Consider the following 21,206-nt stretch of genomic DNA (forward strand, 5'->3'; position numbering starts at 1 on the left):
TTCAATTTTCTTATCCAATCTTGATGGACTCGCTCATGGAGGGGAACCCCTCATAAAGGCCCTGGCTCCCCAATGGCTGGGCTGCTCCCTACTCTCTACTCCCTAAGAACCAGAGCCTAAGTACCTGACCCAATTGAGAACTACTTTATAATCCTTGACCTAATTGTTTACTTTCGTAAAATGTAGCTTAATATAATTAAGGCTTTATAATACTTGTAAAGGTTAGTCAAGAACAAAAATTAACCTAAAGTTGCGGTCTGTAACGTAATTAATGGGATTAAAATGAGTATCAATGATTATCATTGACCAATTACCCCTTACTAAACTCAGTTACAGCAAAGACTCCAGGTCAATACAGCAACCAGAGCTTTTTTTGTTCTCCTACTTTGTAAGCACCCCGCTCGCCCATAAACGAGGCAATAACACCAATAGTTAATCCCACACCTCCGCCAGCGGGTAAGACCAACGGGCTAATCTTGCCCGAATAGCTAAAAAACTCGGTTAAAAACTTCTAGGTATACGATTATGAGCGATAGCACTGTGAGCGATAGCACTGTGAGCGATAGCACTGCAATCAATGAAAACACTACTGCAGTTCAGCTAGCACAAGCTCCAGCACAGGAAACCTCTGCATTAGATACAATTCCCCCTTTACCTGGAAACCGTCCCATTGCTCCTAGTGAGCTTCATATTAGTGAAACACAAAGCATAATGGGACATCGACCAATTGATGCCAGTAATCTCCAGGTATTAGAAACGATGTCTGTAATGGGAGAGCGCCCCATCACCTCTAGCAACATTGAGGTACTCGGTATCATGAAGGTGTCTGGAGAGCGGCCAATTGCTGCTAGTAATCTTCATCTTGATGAAATAGAGTACATCATGGGCAAACGTCCCATCGCCCCAAATGATGTTGATGCTGATCCACAGCTGATGGGTTATTTAGATTAAATTCAATCACCCTTCGCTGTAGCGATCGCTCTGAGCAATTGTTTGTTCCAATAATCCCCTGTTTTGAAACAGGGGATTATTGGGCGTTTATTAAAAATGGAATGATTTGAATAGTTTTGTGGAACGCAATTTTTAAATTAAGAATTAAGAATTAAGAATTAAGAATTCAACATTCAACATTCAACATTCAACATTCTTAAAGACAACCTTAAACCTTGGCCAAAAGGCCACGCTACGCGAACAACATATCAAGGTGTTCTAAAAAATAGTGACGATATAAATTACAACATAGTGTGACTTTATTTCTCTGAACACTAACCAAACCCATACTCTGTAACTTATAGATACTGATTGGATCGAGCTCAACTCCCCTATCTGCTGTAACCACCTGTTTAAGAGTAGTAGCTAAATCAGGATTTTCCCTAATTACACTTAAGTGTTGCCGCAAATAGTCACTATAAATTCCCGTAGCAGTAGCTGCTTCAGCGAGTAATTGTTCTAGGCTAATATTATGATAAGCCAAATGATAGAGAGCAAGCTGCACTAATCCCGGATGTCCCCCCACCATAGCCATCAGTTTGTCAGCAGCTTCACTATTTGACCAATGTAATCTATAAAGCTGAGCTAACTGTTGGATTTGCTGTTTGTTAAACTCGGGTAACTTAATCGGTAATCCGACATTAAACGGAGATTGGGAAGTTTCCAGAGCAACATAAATTTCTGTCGAGTAAACCACAATTACCCGCAGCTTTCGCCACACCGGTAGTTGTTTAGCTTCCTCATGCCAAGAGCGCAATAAAGGTAAAAAATCTTTAGCAGTTTGGGTATGCTCAAACAGCCGATGGACTTCATCCATTGCCAAAACCAGGGGATGGTCTATTTTTTCTAGGATATGTTCTTGTAAGTAGGTCATACAGCTGACCTTACTGCCTAGGTCTTTATCCCAATAGTCATCCAGTTGGTGGGTAAGCTGGAGTTGGTAACTGACTTTAACACATAACCAGCGTAATAGCCGGTCTAAATTACTTATAATGGCGGTTTCGGCTTGGTTAAAATTGAGATAAACTTTGTGATATTGTTTTTCTCTTGCCTGGTCTAATATTCGCAACAGCAAAGACGTTTTCCCTGTCTGTTTTGGTCCTGTAATCCGGAGCAAACTTCCGGGTTGGTGAATGGCTTGATAGCAAAGCTCTTCAATCGGAGGACGCTCTATATAAAGGGGAGATGGTAGGGGAAGTGCTCCACTGGGAAATTCAGCAATTTTACGTAGGCATTGACGGCGGTAATATTGCTCAATTAGCTGTTGATGGTAGGGAGTAATCGGGGTTGTCTCCAGGGTGTTCCGGAAATTGGTCTTGGTGATCGTTTTGTCAAAAATGTCTCCCAGTAATCGCCACAACTTATAAGCAGTCTTTCTGAGGTATTCAGGGCCATAGTGTGCTTCGATCGCCATATCGGTATAGGTTTTTCCTGCCCAGGCTTGGTGCAATATCCATTCCTGAAGTGGAGTTAACTTGATTTTCTCAACACTTTTGAGGATGTCAAGTACCTGATCAATAGTCATCACTTACAGTTCCCCAATATCTCAAAGGACACTTTAACGGTTTCTGACAAGGCAGACAATCAATTTAAGTTGATGAGCGTGATTAAACTGGCTACACTTGCTAGTTGACAAATACATAATATTATGTATTATGCTCACATGCCTATAAAATGGCTGTCTTGGGATAGTTGACAAATAACTAATTTAAAGGTAATCATTTGGTTTTAGGTAGATTGTCTAGGGAATTGGGGGTTAATTGAGTGGATTAATCGGATAAATTTCCAGCATATTCGGTCAATAGTGTAGCCAAATCGTCAAAGCAATTGGCTACATTTTTATGTTGACTGTAGAGGGTACTATCGCCACAATGCTATATGTTGCTCCAAAAAATAGAACTTGTCTGCTAAATCCATAGCTTAAGATAAGTGAGTTGGTATTAATAAAGAAAATATGTAGATTTTTTGTGGTTTACTGTTGATATATTACTGTTAGTAATTAATGGTAAAAAAAACTAATAGTTTAGGGACTACTAGTTGATATTTAATTCCACCAAATGATTTACTTCAATCATTTTCTCCAATCATTTAATAAGCAGGCAATATTTTGGTGTGACTATAAAAACTCTATAATAATCAATTGCCGCCAGGCATTCATTTAATTAATTCAATATAAATTTGCAGATAATTTGGCATGACAAACTCATTAATAATTATTTGTATTGATAATGATCCATCAGTTCTCAATAGCCTAAAAAAATCTCTAGGTAATACTCTCGGCAAAGAAAATCTGATTGAAAATTTTGAAGGGAGTAAAGGGGTTGTCAAGTTAGTCGAAGAGTTGCGCAATGATGAGTCTGAAGTGGCTTTAGTTTTAGCTGGTGCTGTTATCCCTGATCTAAAAGGTGATGACTTATTAAACATAGCTTATTTTTTCGATAACCAAACTCTCAAAATTATGCTGACGGGTGATCTGGATTTAAAAGCTACAGCCAAGGCAATTCGGTATGCAAAATTATATCGTTACCTAGGGAAGCCTTGTCCATCTGAAGACCTGAAATTGACAGTCATAGAAGCCATACATAGTTATCTTCTTGAGGAAACACTGAAGGCACAAAATCGCCAACTTCAGGAACTCAATCAGCAGTTGGAAAAAATAATCTGTGATCAAGCAGCACAGATTTCAGAATATACTACAGCACCAGAACAAGCTAATCAAGAGTGGCAGCATCTGAGTGCTATAAACCGTCAGCAAACTGTTTTAGTTGACGAACTGCTAGAGAACCAGTATCAATTGACTCAGTTCCTAGAAAGGATGCCTGTGGGTGTGGCTGTGTTTAATGATAAGGGGATACTAGAATTCCTAAATTATAAGGCGCGGCAGTTATTCGGCAAGGGAGTCGTGCCATTAACTACAGCTGAGCAAATGCCAGAGGTTTATCAACTTTATGTTGCCGGAACCAATCAGCTATACTTTGCTGAAAAATTAGTTGCTGTAAAGGCATTAAAAGGTGAAAACGCCACCCTGGATGATATTGAAATCCACCAAGGGGACAAAATTATCCCTATAGAAAGTTGGGGAACACCTATCTTTAATGAATTGGGCGACATTGCCTATGCTATCGTAGCTTTTCATGATATCACCCAACGCAAAAAAGCAGAAGCAGAACACCTACGCTTGATGCAGGAATTCTCGCAAGTCAATCAAGCTTATGAAAGCTTTGTCCCCCATCAGTTTCTCAAGTTATTGAACAAACCAAGCATTACCGATGTTCAATTAGGGGATCATGTTCAGCAAGAGATGTCGGTGCTATTTTCCGATATTCGCTCCTTTAGCACCCTCTCGGAAACTATGACACCTGAGGAAAATTTTGAATTTATCAATACCTATCTTTCTCGTATGGAATGTGCCATCACTGAAAATCATGGCTTTATTGATAAATACATGGGGGATGGGATTATGGCTCTGTTTAACGAAAGTGCTAATCATGCGGTCAACGCCGGAATTGCTATGCTAACATCCCTAGCTGACTATAATCAATCTCGGCAAAACTCAGGACACCCAGCCATCACCGTTGGCATTGGCATCAATACTGGTTCGTTGATGCTAGGAGCAGTGGGAGGAAAAAATCGGATGGATAGCACTGTTATCAGCGATGGGGTCAATTTAGCGTCTCGTTTAGAAGAATTAACGAAACGTTATGGGGTGCCATTATTAATCACTCACCATACTTATTGGAAGTTAGATAATCCCTTAGCTTATGCCATTCGGTTGATTGATCGGGTACCAGTCAAGGGCAAATCCGAAATGGTGACAGTTTATGAAATCTTTGATGCCGATAAACCTCAACTGCGAGAAGGGAAGTTAATTACTCGCAGCAAATTTGAACAAGCCTTGGTACTTTATAATCTCCATTATTTCTCCAAGGCATCAGTTCTGTTTCAGGAATGTCTACGCTTGAATCCAGGAGATAGTGTAGCACAAATTTATCTTGGACAATGTCAACTTCATACTCGTCTCTCTGGAGTGACTAAAAAGATGGGTTTCAAGCCCCGTCCTTCTAGGACGGCTTTCAAGTAATGTGCTAGAATAAGAGAGTGGCCTAACACAGACAGGATTCGTCGGTACTGTCATAATTTCACGAGCGTTTTGCGATGTTAGCACTTGAGGCGCGAAAAACCTCATTAAAAACGTATGGATCCGTGCCAGATACCGACAACCAGTAAAGCAAACTTTGAAAACAAAAGTACCGTGGGGCACACGGAAACTGAGGAAACTCAACGCTTAGGGAGACAAGCCCACTGGGGTTAGTTAAATTAGGCTAGATGTTTGGTTTTTAACGGGCATTTGGCTTAAATATTGCCTTTGACGGATAGCTAATTTTAGCGATGCAGCGCGGTCTTGGGGGTTTCCCCCATGAGCGACTGCATCAAGACAAGGCATGTCGAGGAACTAAGAATCCCCGTTCTTACTTCGGCGGGGAGTGTCAATAAAATCAAGCAACACTTAAAATCTAGTTGACAAAATTTTGATGATGATTTAAGACACAAACCTAACAAAACACTGTCGTTTTTGAGTCTGGGCTTCAGTTAGAGTAAACCTCAGATAAGGCAATGCTTTTAGCTAAAGGCTTCTCGCGCCTTTAGCTAACTTGGCATTAAGTTAAAGATTCACCGTTGGATGTAGAAGATGCCAATTTTTCCAATTGCTCCTGCTGGTCTTGGCTAATGCAAGATTGAATCACTCCCTCCAAGTCCCCCTCCAGCAAAGGAGCGAGGGAATAATTTTGACCCAGTCGGTGATCGGTGACCCGATTATCTTTGTAGTTGTAGGTGCGGATTTTCTCAGAACGAGCCCCTGTACCAACTTGGGAACGCCTCATCGAGGTCACCGCTTCCTGTTGTTCCTGTAACTTGATCTCATACAGCTTAGCCCGGAGAATTTGCATAGCTCGCTCTCGGTTTTGCAGCTGAGATCGTTCTTCTGTACAAAAAATGCGAATTCCTGTAGGCTTGTGGTATAAATCAACTGCTGTTTCCACTTTGTTTACGTTCTGACCACCAGCACCACCAGAACGGGCTGTAGAAATTTCGATCTCCTTGGGGTCAATCTCCACATCCACCTCATCAACTTCTGGCATCACGGCTACCGTTGCTGTTGAGGTGTGAACTCTACCGCCAGCCTCAGTAACAGGTACTCGTTGGACTCGATGAACCCCAGCTTCAAACTTCAGCTTGCTGTAAACTTGGTCTCCCTGAATTTCTAATATCGCCTCTTTGAAGCCTCCCATATCCGCCAGAGACTCACTCAATAACTTTACTCGCCAGTTTTGACTTTCGGAATAGCGTGAGTACATCCGTACCAAGTCCCCTGCCCAGATACTTGCTTCATCGCCACCAGTTCCTGCCCGAATCTCCAGCATGATATTCTTTTCATCATTCGGGTCTTTGGGCAAGAGTAATATTTTAAGTTCTCTTTCCAGGTGCTCTAGCTTGGTCTGGAGTTCCTCAACTTCCAGAGCTGCCATTTCTTGCAATTCTGGCTCACCAGTGGATTCTTTAAGGATTTGCCGTGCTCCTGCCAACTCCTCTTGGGTTTGCTTCCAGTTGTCGTAGGTAGCAACAACTCCTTCTAGGGAGGAACGAGCTTTTGCCACTCGTTGCAACTCATTGGGGTCTGTGGCGATATCTGGATCAGCCAGACGCCTTGTTAACTCATGGTAGGTTTGCTCGACAGAGTTGAGTTTTTCCAGCAGGTAGGTTTCAGCCATGGTTTATGCGATCGCTCTCTTGAAATAGCCTCAGAAGTTAGGAAGGATGAAGTATAAATTTATGAATTATGAAGTGGGAAGTATTAAGTGGGAAGTTTAAGTCCTAACTGTTTATCAAGTTTTTAGTCAACCTTAAGTTAGCCATCGCTAAACCCATTTCATCGTTCATTCCTCCTGGTTCATCGTTTATCCTTCATCCTTCACCCTTGAACTTTAGGAGCTATTTCTTTGTCCCATCAGAGCTAGCTGTATTTTCTGCAGCATCCAGCATCCCATATTTCCGCATAAAGCGTTCAACTCGCCCTTCCGTATCAATAATTTTCTGGGTTCCTGTGTAGAAGGGATGATTACCAGACCAAACATCTACGTGAAGTTCTGGCTGAGTTGAGCCAACGGTCATCACAACTTCCCCGTTGCAATAGACTTTGGCTTCTGGGTACCACTCTGGGTGAATATCTGGTTTTGGCATAGTTCCTCCTTTGCTTTGTATTTTACTATATAATTACCTAATTTTCCATTGCTAATTGTTAAATTCTGGTAAGGATACGCGCTACATCACAGGCTATAAGCCTGTGCCACCCACGCTACTTGAGGTGCTATCAGCCCCTTAGCAGTCAGCTTTTCAATCCTGTCAAACTTAGGCATGTGGCTTAATATTGCCCATACATTAGCTATTGTGGACAACCCTTAATCCGCTAATTTATTAGCTTATTTATTATTGCTTTTAGCTAAAAGTTTATTGGCAATGGCTGATAGCTGATAGCTAAGGTCTGAATGCTTACAAATTTTTAATTACCATGTTGAATTTTAAATTAGCCAGCTGATAATTTATCGCTTCGAGTATTGGGGGGCTTTCCGAGCTTTTTTCAAGCCATATTTCTTGCGCTCTTTTGACCGTGGGTCACGAGTCAAGTAGCCTTCTATTTTAAGAGGTTGGCGGTTTTCTGGGTCTAGTTCGCACAAGGCTCTAGCCACCCCTAGACGCACAGCATCAGATTGTCCGGTTAAGCCACCACCGTGGGCATTGACTAGGATATCGTACTCATTTTCCAAACCTAAGGTTTCCAAAGGTGCTTTCAGGCTGGCTAGGTACATGGGGTTAAAGTTAAAGTAAGCGTCCCCTGGACGTTTATTAACAATCAACTGACCGCTACCGGGAACCAAACGCACTCTAGCAACTGATGACTTACGACGACCAGTTCCCCAGTAAACAGCGCGACCTGCTTGTTCTTCTGCTTGCATTGGTTTTAGCCTCCTGGAATTGTTTTAATTGTTAGTTCTTGGGGTTGTTGTGCTTCATGGGGATGGGTCTGACCAGTGTAAACTTTCAGCTTCTTGAAAAGTTGGCGACCCAGAGAGTTTTTAGGTAGCATACCCTTGACAGCTTTCTCGATAATTCTTTCAGGTATACGTGCTTGCAATTGAGCAAAGGTTTCTGTCTTCATACCGCCAGGACGACCGGAATGGCGGCGGTATAGTTTTTGCTCCCGTTTTCTGCCAGTTACCATAACTTTTTCGGCATTGACAACAATCACGAAGTCACCAGTATCCATGTGGGGAGTGTAAGTAGGTTTGTTTTTCCCCCTCAGAATGATGGCAATTTCACTAGCTAGTCGTCCTAGACGCTGGTTGGTGGCGTCTACAACGTACCACTTTTTTTCAATTGAGTCTTTAGTTGGGATGTGGGTTTTTTCCATCAGTTCAATCAATATCAGGTTTACGGTTGGTTTGAAACGTTCAATGTTGGTTGAACGCGCACGCGTGTCCTACAGGCCAGGCTTCACAGGTTGTTCTTGCCCAGGGAGCCCTTGTCGGTTTGGTTGACAGGCTAAAAGTCAACTATTGACAGATTAAAGGTTTCATGTTATACATCTGTAAAACTAACCTTAAACATAGTTACCCCTGTAACCTTCAACCCGTCAATTGAGGTAATATAAATTTGGGTTGAGCATCATACCATATTTCTGGGGGAAAGGGGCATTCTGGGTAGCCAACCCTTAGCAAGCACAAGCCTTTTGCTGGGGAAGCGTGTTTCACTTTGTCCCGCTGTTGGTTAACCCAGATGTCAGTAAACTGTTCTGGGGTTAGCTTCCCTATTCCCACTTGTACTAGCATTCCTACCAACAGACGCACCATACCATATAGAAATCCGTTAGCTTGAATTTCTATATGAATAAATGATCCATTGCGGTAACATTCGGCTGCTTGCACATTTACCCAGGAATGCGATCGCCCCGAGTTGCTTCGGTGAAAGGCTGCCAAGTGATGCTTACCCAGCAGTGGTTTTAAGGCTGCCTGGATCAGGGATTCATCAAGGGGAGCTTGATAATAGTGCCAACAAAAGGGTTGCACAAACAAGTTAGGGCAGGCGTCGGTATAGATTGTGTATCGATAACGACGCCAGATGGCACTAAACCGAGCATGCCAGTCTGGTGGTACTAATGCTGATGCTCGGACTAAGATATCCTCTGGCAGTCTACTATTGAGTATGGCTGCCCAGCGATGGGCTGGTATTGGACCTGTGGCATTAAAATGAGCGACTTGGGCAGCAGCGTGAACCCCTGTATCAGTACGACCAGCACCATATAGGGTTATGGCTCGCTGTTGCACGGTGGACAGAACTGTTTCGATTTCCGACTGAACACTGCGATGCTTTGGTTGTCGCTGCCAGCCATAAAAGTTATTACCCAGGTATTGAATAACCAGGGCAATTCGCTGGATAGCTTTAGCATCGTTGGCAGACATCATGGATTAACGATTAACAATTGACATTTTTAATGGTTAATTGCTTTAATTGTTAATTGCCTCAGACTAGTTCAATAATAGATATTTCAGCATTATCACCACGACGCCGCACCGTGCGCAGAATTCGGGTATATCCGCCATTGCGATCGCCATATCGATCCTTCACTCCAGCAAAGAGGGAGTGAACTAACTTTTTGTCGTACAGATAGGCAATTGCCCTACGTCGGGATGCCAAGGAACCATCCTTGGCCAGGGTAATGATTCGCTCCACCTCCGAACGAATGGCTTTTGCCCGAGCTTTAGTGGTAGTGATTCGACCATGACGCAGTAATTCAGTGGTCAGGGATCTCATCAGAGCCCGACGTTGATCTGCTGGCTTGCCCAGTTTTGGCACACGACGCCCGTGACGCATTTTTTAGCTTCCTCCTTTTTTTTGAACAAGATTTGCCTTTATTCCTAGGGTTTAGACTAGCTACTTGCGTGCTTCTCCAGTCCCTTAAGTTTAATTGTTGTGGTTAAGTCTTAGCGGATTTTTCGTGGGGCAGTGTAATTCCTAGACGTCGTTGCAGAGCTTCTATCACTTCTTCAGCCGACTTTTGACCAAAGTTTTTGATTTCTAGGAGGTCTTCCTGACTATAATCGAGCAAATCGGATACAGAATTTATCTGTGCTCGTTTCAGGCAGTTGTAAGCCCGAACCGAGAGTTGTAATTCTTCGATCGGGATTTGGCTGGTCGGATCGTCATCATCACCATAGTCATCTTTAATAGATTCGAGATTAATATCCTTGAGAGGATTGAACAGATCCACCAGGGTACCAGCCGCTTGAGATAGAGCTTCTTGGGGAGTTATACTACCATTGGTCCAGACCTCTAAAGTTAAGCGATCCTTTTCCAGAGCACCATCAATGCGAGTATTCTCAACGCTGTAATTTACTTTAGTCACCGGCATGAACACAGAGTCAATCTGGAGGAAATCTACCGCTGTTGATTCATCATGCCCCCGTTCCACAGAGCGATATCCTGTACCTTTTTCGATGCGGAACTCCATTTCCAGCTTAGCCCCTTCTGCTAAGGTAGCAACATACTGACCTGGAGCAATAATTTCCACCTCCGAGGGCAAATCAAACTGAGCAGCTCTCACAGTGGATGGCCCAGTAATCATCACTCGACCTATCTGAGGTTGAGAGGTGTAGCTTTTGAGGACAACTTCCTTCATATTCAGCATAATTTCCAGGACATCCTCTCTGACTCCCTCAATTGTGGCAAACTCATTGTTTACGCCAGCAATCCGGACAGCGGTCACTGCTGCCCCTTCTAGGTTGGACAGCAAAACTCGTCTGAGGGCGTTGCCAACCGTTGTGCCTTGACCACGTTCGAGAGGCTCTAGGACAAATCTGCTATACTGACTTTGGTTCTTCAGTGTTTTGGATTCTACACACTCAATCTGAAACTGCGCCACAGAGTGACCTCCCTCTATTCATAAGACCCCTTTAACCGAATACAGGTTGAAGGGATAGTAAGCCAAAGGGTAAAAAGGGTAAGAAGTTTCTTATGAACCTCCTCCTTTCAAGCTACTTTCCTTTCAACCTAACGGTCGCAAAAAATATACTCTTATACTCGACGCCGTTTGGGTGGACGGCAGCCGTTATGAGGAATTGGAGTTACATCCCTGATTAGGGTGATTTCCAGTCCGGCTCCTTGCAGGGCCCGAATAGCGGTTTCTCGACCTGCTCCTGGTCCACTCACCATCACTTCCACCTGACGCATACCTTGGTCTATGGCTCGTCGGGCAGCACTGTCAGCAGCGGTCTGAGCAGCGAAGGGAGTTCCTTTTTTTGCCCCCTTAAATCCACTAGAGCCAGCTGAAGCCCAAGAGACTACATCCCCTTTGGTGTCAGAAATGGTGACGATAGTATTATTGAACGTAGACTGGATATATGCTATTCCATTGGGTACATTGCGTTTCTGCTTTTTTGTACCACCTTTTTTAGTTGGTCGCGCCATGTCACTTGACTTTACTCTATAGGTGATTGATTATCTTGGGGTTGAGTAACCTGAACAATTTTGTCGAAAGTCTTTTCTCGAAAGTGACTAACAGAAGGTCTCCTGGCAGTTACTTTTGACGAATGACCAATGACAAGAAAGCTGTGGTGGATAGTTGGGCTGACTAGAGCTATTACTTCTTAGCCGGTGCTTTTTTCTTTCCAGCGATAGTCACTCGTCTACCGCGACGGGTACGGGCATTAGTGCGGGTTCGCTGTCCTCTCACGGGGAGTCCCATGCGATGACGACGTCCGCGATAGGTACCAATATCCACTAGGCGCTTGATGTTCATTGACTGCCAGCGCCTTAAATCCCCTTCCACCTGATAATTTTTTTCGACAGCTGCTCTGAGGGCAGCCACCTCAGCATCGGTCAAATCCTTAACCCTTGTATCTGGGTTAACTCCTGTTGCTGCTAAAATGTCTTTAGACCGCGACAGACCGATTCCATAAATGTAGGTCAGACCTATTTCTACACGTTTATCGCGAGGTAGGTCTACACTGGCAATGCGAGCCACGCTTGCTTCTCCCTTGACTGAAGTTTTGTGCTACAAATTAAATGTATGGATTAAGTGTATGGATGTGAGATTTATCCCTGACGCTGTTTGTGCTTGGGATTGGGGCAAATTACCATAACTCTACCGTGGCGTTTAATTACGCGGCACTTCTCACACATTTTTCGGACAGATGGTCTAACTTTCATCTCTTTTTTTTCTGGACATAATGCAGTTGGTTATTATATCTTTTTTTAGGTTGACTTGTCAAATTTAACTTATTTTAAATAAAACAGAAGTCGCTGCTAGTTTTACTTCTTACGCAGGCGGTAGGTAATCCTGCCTTTGGTTAAATCGTAGGGGGTTAGTTCAACTTTGACCCGGTCTCCAGGCAGAATTTTGATGTAATTCCGACGGATTTTACCGGAAATATGAGCTAGGACATTAAAGCCATTGTCCAAGTCAACCCTAAACATGGCATTCGGCAGGGATTCAGTCACCGTGCCTTCCATTTCAATTAAGTCTTGTTTAGCCAACGTGTTTTAACCTCAATACAACTATCCCCCTATGTTCTAAATTTTGATTATTTAATTCAGGGAGTCTTAACATATTTTATCAAATCCAAAATTATACCAACTAAAATACTTTTCCACCAACTTTGGAGTAGCGGGGTCAGGGAAGCATTTTTCCCGTGGGCTAGCTCAAAGCATAGGTTACATCGGTCGAACCATTATAAGAACCATTAGTCTAAATTAGTCGTATTAGGCTAATGGTATTAGCTACAATAGGGTCAGATGATGGCTGACCTGCCGGACGCAGGGGGTTTCCGCCCTTACGCACGGGCTTACCCTAAAATGATTACCCTAGAACCTGTTTAATCGATTCGGTGACTTCCTCTAAGGAGAGATCACCATTAATAGATTTTAAAGCGGAGTGTTCTTGGTAAAACTTCACCAAAGGAGCTGTTTGAAGGTAATAGACCTCAAGACGTGTGCGGATAGTTTCCTCATTATCATCTCTACGTCCTTCCTTACGACCCCTTTCCAATAGTCTGTCGAGCAAAACCTGATCTGGAACTTCCAGGTTGATGGCACCATCAAAAGTTTGGTCAAGCTCTTGCAACAGGTCGTTCAAGAAATGGGCTTGGCTGACGTTACGGGGAAAACCGTCTAAAATCCAACCCTTTTGAGCATCGGGTTGATTTAGGCGATCGCGGATCAGATCTATCAGCAACTCGTCAGGCACCAATTCTCCTTTATCCATATAGGACTGAGCTTTTTGACCCAGGAGGGTTTGAGCACTTACAGCTCCTCGCAAAATTTCCCCGGTGGAAATGTGAGGAATCCCTAGTTGTTCAGCCACAATTTTGGCTTGAGTTCCTTTACCTGCTCCTGGAGGTCCTAAAAAGATTAATCTTTTCATGTGTCATGTGTCATGGGTGATGTGTCAGTTGGTTTTTGTCCTAGGCAATGAACAACAACCAACTGACCCGAAAATTTGAGGCTCATCCACCTAAAAAAGCTGCTGCGCCCATTGCCCAATAATCGCTTTACTGCTTGACCATACCTTCGTAACGCTGGGAAATCACGTAGGTTTGAATTTGCTTGGCTGTGTCGATGGCAACCCCCACCAAAATCAGCAACGATGTGGCACCTAATCCCCTAAATGTGGTTACACCAGTGGCGCTTTCGACTGCAGTTGGTACTACAGCTACCAGTCCTAGGAAAATTGCTCCTAATAAGGTCAGTCGGTTCAAAACTCTCTCTATATATTCACTCGTAGCCCTTCCTGGTCGAATACCAGGGATACTCGCCCCCATTTTCTTCAAATTCTGGGACATATCTACTGGGTTTATAATCAGGGAGGCGTAGAAGTAGCTAAAGAACAAAATCAAGACTAAATAGACAGCAACATAGACCCAAGGAGTTTGACCATTGGGGTTGAGATAATTGGCAATCTGGATTAGGACTTGATTGATTGAGCCTAAAAATCCATTGCTATTATCGCCACTAGTTATCCCAGCTAGGGATGTGGGTAGGATTAAGACGGCTGAGGCAAAGATAATTGGCATTACGCCACCTTGGTTTAGCCTTAGGGGCAAATAATTTTTCCGCTCCCGGTAAAGGCGCTTACCCACTTGACGTCTGGCAGTAATAATCGGAATTCGTCGGCTTCCTTCTTGCACAAAGACAATACCGACAATCATGACTAGGAAAACTAACAGCAGCACAATTACCTTACCCACCGTTTCTCGACCGCCGGTCTGAGCCAGTTCAATGGTTTGACCCAAGGTGCGGGGCAAAACAGCAACAATATTGACAAAAATCAACAGTGACGCTCCGTTGCCAATGCCTCGTTCGGTAATTAACTCTGATAGCCACATCACGAACATAGAGCCAGCCGTGAGGGCAAGGACAGTTTCAAACACGAAGAATGCGCCTGGTTCAACAGCAAACCGCTGTGCCCACAAGGATAAGCCAATACTTTGAATCACAGACCAGCCTAGGGCAACATAACGGGTAATCTGACCGATTTTTCGACGCCCTGCTTCACCTTCATTTTTCTGCAAATTTTCTAAAGAAGGAATTGCTGCCGTTAGCAGTTGTAGGATAATCGAAGCATTAATATAAGGCAAAATTCCCAAGGCAAAAATCCCTAGGGCGGAAAAACCACCACCAGAGAAAAAGTCCAAAAGACCGACAAACGGGCTATTCTGGAGTTCTGCTGAAAATCTGGCTCGATCAATTCCTGGTACAGGAAGAAAGACACCCAAGCGGGCTAAAATTAACAAACCAACGGTGACAAGCAGCCGACCTCTAAGGCCAGCCGCTTGAGCCATTTGCATAAACGTCTCTTGAGCAGTTGGGGCTTTGTCTCGACTGACAGTCATTTAAGGTACCTCTTGAAGATACAGGAGCATAAGGGCTAAAGGGGTTACTTAGCTATAACTTCCCAGCTGCCACCAGCCGCCTCGATTTTTTGGCGGGCACCACTTGTAAAGGCAGCAGCTTTTATATTGAGTGGCACATTCAGCTCGCCATCACCGAGTAGTTTCAATGGACCATCATTGGTGGTGACTAAACCTGTCTCCAACAAGGATTCCAAAGTTACCTCAGTATTGGCGGGAAGTGATGCCAACTTACCTACGTTGATTGTAGTGTAATGTTTGGGGTTAATGACCGTAAAGTGTTTTAACTTGGGTATACGGCGATATAAGGGCATCTGACCCCCTTCAAAACCAGGTCTTGTCCCTCGACCTGAACGGGATTTTTGACCACGCATTCCAAAACCGCAGCTAGCCCCTTGACCAGCAGCAATGCCACGACCTACACGGCGTCGGCGCTTTTTGGAGCCTTGTTTGGGGACTGCATCATTGATTCTCATCGTTTTTTGTAAGGATAAAAATGTTTTTTTCTCTGATTGACGGCTGACGCTAAACCGTCAACCTTGAGCATATTACTTTTATTTCTACCTAGCTGGTTTTTAATCTATGCATAGATTTGTTCAAGGGGAATGTCCCGTTCTTGAGCCACCTCTGAAAATGTGCGCAGGGAATCAAGAGAGTTGATTGCTGCTCTAGCATTATTGAGGGGGTTATTGGAACCAAGCTGTTTAGCTAAGACATTTTTAACTCCAGCTAACTCAAGTACTGTGCGCACAGCACCACCAGCAATCACACCAGTTCCGGGAGCAGCAGGTCGCATGATCACTTTGGCTCCCACAGCCCTACCTCTAGATGGGTGAGGAATGGAATTAGTTTTGGTTAAGGGTACATCAATGAGTTGCTTTTTGGCATCAGCAACCCCTTTACGGACAGCACCAATTACATCACTGGCTTTGCCGACACCAACCCCCACCTGACCTTTTTCATTACCTACAACTACGATGGCGCGGAAGCTCAATTTTTTACCCCCTTTGACCACCTTACTAACGCGGCGGATTTGGATAACCCGCTCTTGCCAATTACTTTCTTTTTCTTTAGAGCGGTTGCTTTTTCTACGATTTGCCATAGTTCGCTATAGATTAAATCATGATAGTAAGTAATCAAAAATTAGCTGATTTATCGTTGCTAATTTTTAATTGCTAATTGCATAATTGCATAATTGCAATTGTCAACTTTTAATTAGCAGTTACTAAAAATCCAGCCCGGCTTCACGAGCAGCTTCTGCTAAAGCTTTGACACGACCATGATATAGGTAGCCCCCACGGTCAAAGACCACTTTCTTGAGACCTTTTTCTAGTGCTCGTTGGGCAACCAACTGACCCACTTTAGCTGAGGCTTCACAGGTGGCTCCAGATTTGAGTTCAGATCTCAGAGCTGGTTCTAACGTTGAAGCTGCCACTATGGTATGTTGCTGATTGTCATCGATAACTTGCACATAAATGTGCTCATTAGAGCGAAATACAGCTAATCTTGGGCGTTCAGCAGTACCACTGACTTTCCGGCGTACCCGCCTATGTCTGTGTCGTATAGATTCTTTTCGAGTAAGTTTCATAGTTTACTTCTTACCTGCTTTACCAGCTTTACGTCTGACTATTTCACCGGCATATCGAATGCCTTTACCTTTATAGACTTCTGGGGGTCGAACTGCACGAATTTTTGCAGCTGTGTTGCCTACAACTTCTTTGTTGATGCCACTCACAATGACGTTGGTGTTGTTTTCAACTTTGACTTCAATCCCCTCAGGAGGAACGATCTCCACTGGCTGGCTGTAACCAACGTTTAAAATTAGATTTCGACCTTTCACTTGAGCCCGATAACCGACTCCCTGAATGTCCAAACGTTTTTCAAAGCCTTTGGAGACTCCCTCAATCATGTTGGCCACCAGAGTGCGAGACAAACCATGACTTTCACGGGCGGTTCGGGTTTCTTCGCGCCGGGAAACCTCTACAGTTTCACCAACTTGCTCAGCTTTAATTGTATCTGGCAAAACCCAATCCAGTTCACCTTTGGAACCTTTGACCTTCACCTGTTGACCGTCTATTGTTACAGTAACTTTACTGGGAATTGGTATAGGGCGCTTGCCAATACGTGACATAAAATTATCCTCCTAACTAAAGAAGTATGAAATATAAAGGTATGAAGTATGAAGTATGAACGGTAGTCATGAATTGGTTAATCAGCTAATCCGATCAATCCTAGGTTGTTATCGGACGGTTTGGCATATACTGAGCTGATTATTGATCGAACTGATGCTCTAATCTACAGGGGCTTTCAGCTGATAGCTGGCAAGCCTATATTTTTAAGTAGCGAGTCAGCTGACGGCTCTTAGTAGATCCTTCATCCTTCATGCTTCATCCTTTACCATACGTAACACAGAACTTCACCACCAATTCCCCGACGCCTTGCTTCCCGGTCGGTCATGATGCCATTAGAAGTAGAGATAATAGCAATCCCAATCCCTCCCAAGACTCTTGGCAGTTCTTTACGGTTGGAGTAAACTCGCAATCCAGGTTTACTCACCCGCTTCAGGGATCTGATAATTGGTTTGCGATTGTTGCCCTTGTATTTTAGGGAAACAACTAAGTATTTTTTGACCCCTTCGCCTGCTTCCTCAAAATCAGTAATAAAGCCTTCTTCTTTGAGTACTTGGGCAATCGCCCGGGTCATTTTAGTTGATTGTACATTTGTTGTTTGATGCCGAACCAAGCAGGCATTTCTAATGCGGGTCAGCATATCTGCAATTGTGTCGTTTGCCGGCATTGTTCCTTCCTATGATTACAGGCTTATTTATCCCGGAAAGGCATTCCCATCTCTTTGAGTAAGGCGCGACCTTCTTCGTCAGTGTTGGCAGTGGTGACTATGGTAATATCCATACCACGAATCTGATCGATACTGTCGTAGTCTACTTCTGGAAAAATGAGTTGCTCTCGCACCCCAAGAGTGTAGTTACCACGACCGTCAAAGCTTCTAGGGCTAAGACCCCGAAAGTCCCGAATTCTTGGCAGGGCTAAGTTAATTAGCCGCTCTAGAAAGGAGTACATACGCTCTGAACGGAGGGTAACCGTCACACCAACAGGCATCCCGGCACGGATTTTAAAACCCGCGATCGCTTGTTTTGCTCGTGTGACCACCGGTTTTTGACCGGTGATAATGGCAATTTCGCTTACCGACGATTCCAGAGCCTTGGCATTTTGAGATGCCTCTCCTAATCCTCGGTTAAGACTAACTTTGACTAATTTCGGTACTTGATGAATGTTTTTGTAACCGAATTGCTCTTTTAATTTGGGGACTATTGTTTCCTGGTATAGGATTTTTAACCCTTTTGTCATAGTTTTTTTCCTTTGATTTCCCTGGGCTTGGTCAGGGCAATTGTCATTAGTTATTAGTCATTGGTCATTGACCATTAGCCATTAGTAACTGCCAAGAGTAATTTTTTTGTTACTTTTTTGAGTACTGAGGACTAAGGATTAAGCACTAGGGACTAATTAGTCAATAATCTCACCAGTTTTTTTGAGCATCCGTACCTTACGACCATCGTCGGTAAAGGTATAGCAGATGCGGCTAGCAATTTTTTCTTTATTCGAGTAAAGCATAACGTTGGAGCTATGGATTGGAGCTTCAAACGTAGCAATTTGACCTTTCTCACCTTCTTGTTGAGGCTTGACATGCTTAGTTTTGACGTTAACTCCTTTGACTACTACCTTGCTAATTTTGGGTAGCGTCCGCAAAATTTCTCCAATTTTGCCTTTATCTCGACCGGCAATCACTTGTACCGTGTCGCCCTTTTTAACGTGCATTTTGTAGCGTAATGGGCTATCAGTTTGTGCCTTCTTGCTTGTACCTATCATCAGAGTACCTCCGGAGCAAGGGATATAATTTTTGTGAAGTTTTTCTCTCGCAGTTCCCGGGCTACAGGGCCAAAAACCCGGGTACCTCTGGGATTGCCATCTGCGTTTATGATTACTGCTGCGTTGTCATCAAAGCGAATACTCATACCGCTTTCCCGACGTAGCCCCTTGCGGGTGCGCACAATCACAGCCCTAACTACATCTGACTTTTTGACCCCCATATTTGGAATGGCATCCTTGACCACACCAATAATTACATCACCCACACCACCGTAGCGCCGATTTCCTGCACCAATAACGCGGATGCACATTATTTTTCTGGCTCCACTGTTGTCAGCAACGTTTAGGTAGCTCTCTTGTTGAATCATCAGTGTTCCTCCTCTAATAGAGTAATCAGTTATGAGTTAAACGAGTTATGAGTTAAACCTTGGGTTTGTTTCCAAGTCCGAAAGGATTTTATTCGGAGATCTCACGCACATTTGTAGGTCGTGGAGAACCCACATCGACTAGGGTTAACTCGCTATTTTTAGGAACTACTGACGATTTCAGCAACCATCCAGCGTTTGGTACGACTCAGTGGTCGTGTTTCTCTAATCCGAACGCGATCGCCTTCTTTACATTTATTTTCCTCATCATGAGCTTTGTATCGCTTGGTACGCACAACAATTTTGCCGTACTTTGGGTGGGGAGACCTATTTTCAATAGCCACCACCACAGTTTTGTCCATTTTGTCGCTGACCACCAGGCCAACTCTCTCTTTTGCTGACATACTATTTACTATTCGTCTGATTCTGATTGTGGGGTATCACTTTGTTCTGATTGCGGGGTATCACTTTGTGAGGTATCTGTTGATTCTTTCTGTTTAGCGAGTTGGCGTTCTCGTTCTACTGTCATTAGCTGAGCGATTCGGTGCTTAAGATGCTTAAACTGGTGAGGTTTTTCTAAGCGTTTGGTTGCCTTTTGCAGGCGCAAGTCAAACAACTGACGCTTAGCTGCTAAAATTTCCTGCTCTAGTTCGGCATCGCTCAGACTTCTAGCATCTTCTATCTTGGGCAGAGCCATAGCTTATACCTGTTCCCCTTCACGAGAAATGAACTTCAATTTAATGGGAAATTTGTTAGCAGCCAGACGCATGGCTTCGCGAGCAACCTCTTCGCTTACCCCAGCGATTTCATAGATAATCCGACCGGGTTTAACTACTGCTACCCAAAACTCTGGGGAACCTTTTCCAGAACCCATACGAGTTTCTGCTGGACGCATGGTGACTGGTTTATCTGGGAAAATTCGAATCCAGATTTTGCCACCACGACGAACGTAGCGCGTCATTGCCCGACGACCTGCTTCGATTTGGCGGGAGGTAATCCAAGCTGGTTCTGTGGCTTGCAGCGCATAATCACCAAAGTTAATGGTACTGCCACGAGTGGCCATACCTTTCATTCGTCCCCGGTGCTGTTTGCGATATTTTGTTCTTTTTGGACTTAACATAATTAATTTGTTCTTTGTTAATTGAAAATCGAAACTTGAAAACTGACAATTAACAAGCAAGCAATTTTAAAATGACTAGTTACTAATGACTAGTCATTTGACCGGTCTTCAAACTGCTGGCGGCGTTTTGGCTGACGGCGACGAGGTTGAGCTGTGTTAGGGGCAGGCTTTTCTTCTTGACCGGGAATCACTTCCCCTTTGAAAACCCAAACTTTAATGCCCAAAATTCCATAAATGGTTTGGGCCGTTTTGTAGGAATAATCAATATTTGCCCGGAGGGTATGGAGGGGAACTCGTCCTTCACGAGTCCACTCGCTTCGGGCAATTTCAGCTCCATTTAACCGACCACCTACCTGAACTTTAATGCCTTGGACATCAGCCCGCTGAGCCCGCTGAATTGCTTGACGAACCACTCGTCTGAAGGAAACTCGGCGCTCTAGCTGTTGGGCAATGTACTCGGCAATTAGGGTAGCATCTGCATCCACCCGTGATACTTCCACGACATTGATGCGAATCTGACGATTGTTGCCCAGGGCTTTTTGCAGACCGACACGCAAAGACTCAATACCACTGCCACCACGACCAACAACTACCCCAGGTCGAGCTGTATGAATTTCTAAATCAATCTGGTCAGCTTTGCGCTCAATCCGGATGTCGGAAATTCCAGCATTATTGAGGTTTTTCTCAACATATTGTCTGATTTGGTAGTCTTCCTGCAACAGAAGCGGATAACGCTTTGAGTCGGCAAACCAGCGAGAGCGATGCTCTTGCGTGATACCTAGCCGAAAACCAATTGGATGTATTTTCTGTCCCACTGTTCTTTTCTTTCCCTATTATCGAGCCATAGCGCTATTAGTGTTTGCCGTTGGTAATTCTCAATTAACTC

The 21,206-nt window shown here is 43.9% G+C and carries 28 protein-coding genes; 2 read left to right on the top strand and 26 right to left on the bottom strand.

Annotated elements, in window-relative coordinates:
* Positions 1-525 precede the first annotated feature (525 nt).
* Positions 526-951, top strand: a complete 426-nt coding sequence (locus BJP34_RS00675) for a hypothetical protein (protein WP_070390665.1) — start codon at positions 526-528, stop codon at positions 949-951.
* 232 nt (positions 952-1,183) lie between these two features.
* Here the strand turns inward: BJP34_RS00675 and BJP34_RS00680 are convergent, their stop codons facing one another.
* The gene (locus BJP34_RS00680; RefSeq protein WP_070390666.1) at positions 1,184-2,515 is read right to left on the bottom strand and encodes an AAA-like domain-containing protein; all 1,332 of its coding nucleotides are present in this window, start codon (positions 2,513-2,515) and stop codon (positions 1,184-1,186) included.
* A 669-nt stretch (positions 2,516-3,184) separates the two neighbouring features.
* Between BJP34_RS00680 and BJP34_RS00685 the strand changes: the two genes are divergently transcribed.
* Positions 3,185-5,071 (top strand): adenylate/guanylate cyclase domain-containing protein, encoded by a 1,887-nt coding sequence (locus BJP34_RS00685; protein WP_070390667.1) that lies wholly within the window; start codon positions 3,185-3,187, stop codon positions 5,069-5,071.
* A gap of 577 nt (positions 5,072-5,648) precedes the next feature.
* Here BJP34_RS00685 and prfA read toward each other — a convergent pair.
* The 25 genes from prfA to rpsC all read right to left on the bottom strand — a co-directional run bounded on the left by prfA (position 5,649) and on the right by rpsC (position 21,135).
* A complete protein-coding gene (gene prfA, locus BJP34_RS00690; RefSeq protein ID WP_070390668.1) occupies positions 5,649-6,761 on the bottom strand; it encodes a peptide chain release factor 1 in 1,113 nt (370 codons plus the stop codon).
* Between the two features lie 220 nt (positions 6,762-6,981).
* A complete protein-coding gene (rpmE, locus tag BJP34_RS00695) occupies positions 6,982-7,230 on the bottom strand; it encodes a 50S ribosomal protein L31 (protein ID WP_070390669.1) in 249 nt (82 codons plus the stop codon).
* 359 nt (positions 7,231-7,589) lie between these two features.
* The gene (gene rpsI / locus BJP34_RS00700) at positions 7,590-8,003 is read right to left on the bottom strand and encodes a 30S ribosomal protein S9 (RefSeq protein WP_008191157.1); all 414 of its coding nucleotides are present in this window, start codon (positions 8,001-8,003) and stop codon (positions 7,590-7,592) included.
* Positions 8,004-8,008: 5 nt separating this feature from the next.
* Positions 8,009-8,458 carry a 50S ribosomal protein L13 gene (rplM, locus tag BJP34_RS00705; RefSeq protein WP_070390670.1) on the bottom strand — a complete coding sequence of 150 codons (450 nt, stop codon included), beginning with the start codon at positions 8,456-8,458 and terminating at the stop codon, positions 8,009-8,011.
* A gap of 214 nt (positions 8,459-8,672) precedes the next feature.
* On the bottom strand, positions 8,673-9,506 hold the full coding sequence (gene truA / locus BJP34_RS00710) for a tRNA pseudouridine(38-40) synthase TruA (RefSeq protein WP_149031367.1): 834 nt from the start codon (positions 9,504-9,506) through the stop codon (positions 8,673-8,675).
* Between the two features lie 61 nt (positions 9,507-9,567).
* The gene (rplQ, locus tag BJP34_RS00715) at positions 9,568-9,918 is read right to left on the bottom strand and encodes a 50S ribosomal protein L17 (RefSeq protein WP_070390672.1); all 351 of its coding nucleotides are present in this window, start codon (positions 9,916-9,918) and stop codon (positions 9,568-9,570) included.
* A 103-nt stretch (positions 9,919-10,021) separates the two neighbouring features.
* On the bottom strand, positions 10,022-10,966 hold the full coding sequence (locus tag BJP34_RS00720) for a DNA-directed RNA polymerase subunit alpha (protein WP_008191164.1): 945 nt from the start codon (positions 10,964-10,966) through the stop codon (positions 10,022-10,024).
* A 152-nt stretch (positions 10,967-11,118) separates the two neighbouring features.
* On the bottom strand, positions 11,119-11,511 hold the full coding sequence (gene rpsK / locus BJP34_RS00725; protein WP_008191167.1) for a 30S ribosomal protein S11: 393 nt from the start codon (positions 11,509-11,511) through the stop codon (positions 11,119-11,121).
* Between the two features lie 172 nt (positions 11,512-11,683).
* Positions 11,684-12,067 (bottom strand): 30S ribosomal protein S13, encoded by a 384-nt coding sequence (gene rpsM, locus BJP34_RS00730; RefSeq protein WP_008191169.1) that lies wholly within the window; start codon positions 12,065-12,067, stop codon positions 11,684-11,686.
* 71 nt (positions 12,068-12,138) lie between these two features.
* On the bottom strand, positions 12,139-12,252 hold the full coding sequence (gene rpmJ, locus BJP34_RS35800) for a 50S ribosomal protein L36 (protein WP_075895709.1): 114 nt from the start codon (positions 12,250-12,252) through the stop codon (positions 12,139-12,141).
* A 102-nt stretch (positions 12,253-12,354) separates the two neighbouring features.
* Positions 12,355-12,579, bottom strand: a complete 225-nt coding sequence (gene infA, locus BJP34_RS00735) for a translation initiation factor IF-1 (protein ID WP_008191178.1) — start codon at positions 12,577-12,579, stop codon at positions 12,355-12,357.
* A 322-nt stretch (positions 12,580-12,901) separates the two neighbouring features.
* On the bottom strand, positions 12,902-13,465 hold the full coding sequence (locus BJP34_RS00740; protein ID WP_070390673.1) for an adenylate kinase: 564 nt from the start codon (positions 13,463-13,465) through the stop codon (positions 12,902-12,904).
* A gap of 127 nt (positions 13,466-13,592) precedes the next feature.
* Positions 13,593-14,933 (bottom strand): preprotein translocase subunit SecY, encoded by a 1,341-nt coding sequence (secY, locus tag BJP34_RS00745; protein WP_070390674.1) that lies wholly within the window; start codon positions 14,931-14,933, stop codon positions 13,593-13,595.
* 44 nt (positions 14,934-14,977) lie between these two features.
* Positions 14,978-15,427 (bottom strand): 50S ribosomal protein L15, encoded by a 450-nt coding sequence (gene rplO / locus BJP34_RS00750; protein ID WP_070390675.1) that lies wholly within the window; start codon positions 15,425-15,427, stop codon positions 14,978-14,980.
* 104 nt (positions 15,428-15,531) lie between these two features.
* On the bottom strand, positions 15,532-16,053 hold the full coding sequence (gene rpsE, locus BJP34_RS00755) for a 30S ribosomal protein S5 (RefSeq protein WP_070390676.1): 522 nt from the start codon (positions 16,051-16,053) through the stop codon (positions 15,532-15,534).
* Between the two features lie 123 nt (positions 16,054-16,176).
* Positions 16,177-16,539 (bottom strand): 50S ribosomal protein L18, encoded by a 363-nt coding sequence (gene rplR, locus BJP34_RS00760; RefSeq protein WP_008191189.1) that lies wholly within the window; start codon positions 16,537-16,539, stop codon positions 16,177-16,179.
* 3 nt (positions 16,540-16,542) lie between these two features.
* Entirely contained in the window at positions 16,543-17,082 is a 540-nt protein-coding gene (gene rplF, locus BJP34_RS00765; RefSeq protein WP_070390677.1) for a 50S ribosomal protein L6, read from the bottom strand.
* Between the two features lie 263 nt (positions 17,083-17,345).
* A complete protein-coding gene (rpsH, locus tag BJP34_RS00770; RefSeq protein WP_070390678.1) occupies positions 17,346-17,747 on the bottom strand; it encodes a 30S ribosomal protein S8 in 402 nt (133 codons plus the stop codon).
* A gap of 23 nt (positions 17,748-17,770) precedes the next feature.
* The gene (rplE, locus tag BJP34_RS00775) at positions 17,771-18,316 is read right to left on the bottom strand and encodes a 50S ribosomal protein L5 (protein ID WP_070390679.1); all 546 of its coding nucleotides are present in this window, start codon (positions 18,314-18,316) and stop codon (positions 17,771-17,773) included.
* Positions 18,317-18,472: 156 nt separating this feature from the next.
* Positions 18,473-18,835: a 50S ribosomal protein L24 gene (gene rplX / locus BJP34_RS00780; RefSeq protein WP_070390680.1), complete on the bottom strand. Its 363-nt coding sequence runs from the start codon at positions 18,833-18,835 to the stop codon at positions 18,473-18,475.
* Positions 18,835-19,203, bottom strand: a complete 369-nt coding sequence (gene rplN / locus BJP34_RS00785; protein ID WP_070390681.1) for a 50S ribosomal protein L14 — start codon at positions 19,201-19,203, stop codon at positions 18,835-18,837. Before rplN ends, rplX begins: the two co-directional genes overlap by 1 nt.
* A 158-nt stretch (positions 19,204-19,361) precedes the next feature.
* Positions 19,362-19,604: a 30S ribosomal protein S17 gene (rpsQ, locus tag BJP34_RS00790; protein ID WP_070390682.1), complete on the bottom strand. Its 243-nt coding sequence runs from the start codon at positions 19,602-19,604 to the stop codon at positions 19,362-19,364.
* An 8-nt stretch (positions 19,605-19,612) separates the two neighbouring features.
* Positions 19,613-19,897, bottom strand: coding sequence for a 50S ribosomal protein L29 (gene rpmC / locus BJP34_RS00795; protein ID WP_070390683.1), 285 nt, complete (start codon positions 19,895-19,897; stop codon positions 19,613-19,615).
* A gap of 3 nt (positions 19,898-19,900) precedes the next feature.
* The gene (gene rplP / locus BJP34_RS00800) at positions 19,901-20,320 is read right to left on the bottom strand and encodes a 50S ribosomal protein L16 (RefSeq protein ID WP_044495712.1); all 420 of its coding nucleotides are present in this window, start codon (positions 20,318-20,320) and stop codon (positions 19,901-19,903) included.
* An 89-nt stretch (positions 20,321-20,409) separates the two neighbouring features.
* The gene (gene rpsC, locus BJP34_RS00805; protein ID WP_070390684.1) at positions 20,410-21,135 is read right to left on the bottom strand and encodes a 30S ribosomal protein S3; all 726 of its coding nucleotides are present in this window, start codon (positions 21,133-21,135) and stop codon (positions 20,410-20,412) included.
* Between the last annotated feature and the right edge of the window lie 71 nt (positions 21,136-21,206).

Origin of the sequence: Moorena producens PAL-8-15-08-1 (genome assembly GCF_001767235.1) — a bacterium.
GTDB classification, from domain to species: domain Bacteria; phylum Cyanobacteriota; class Cyanobacteriia; order Cyanobacteriales; family Coleofasciculaceae; genus Moorena; species Moorena producens_A.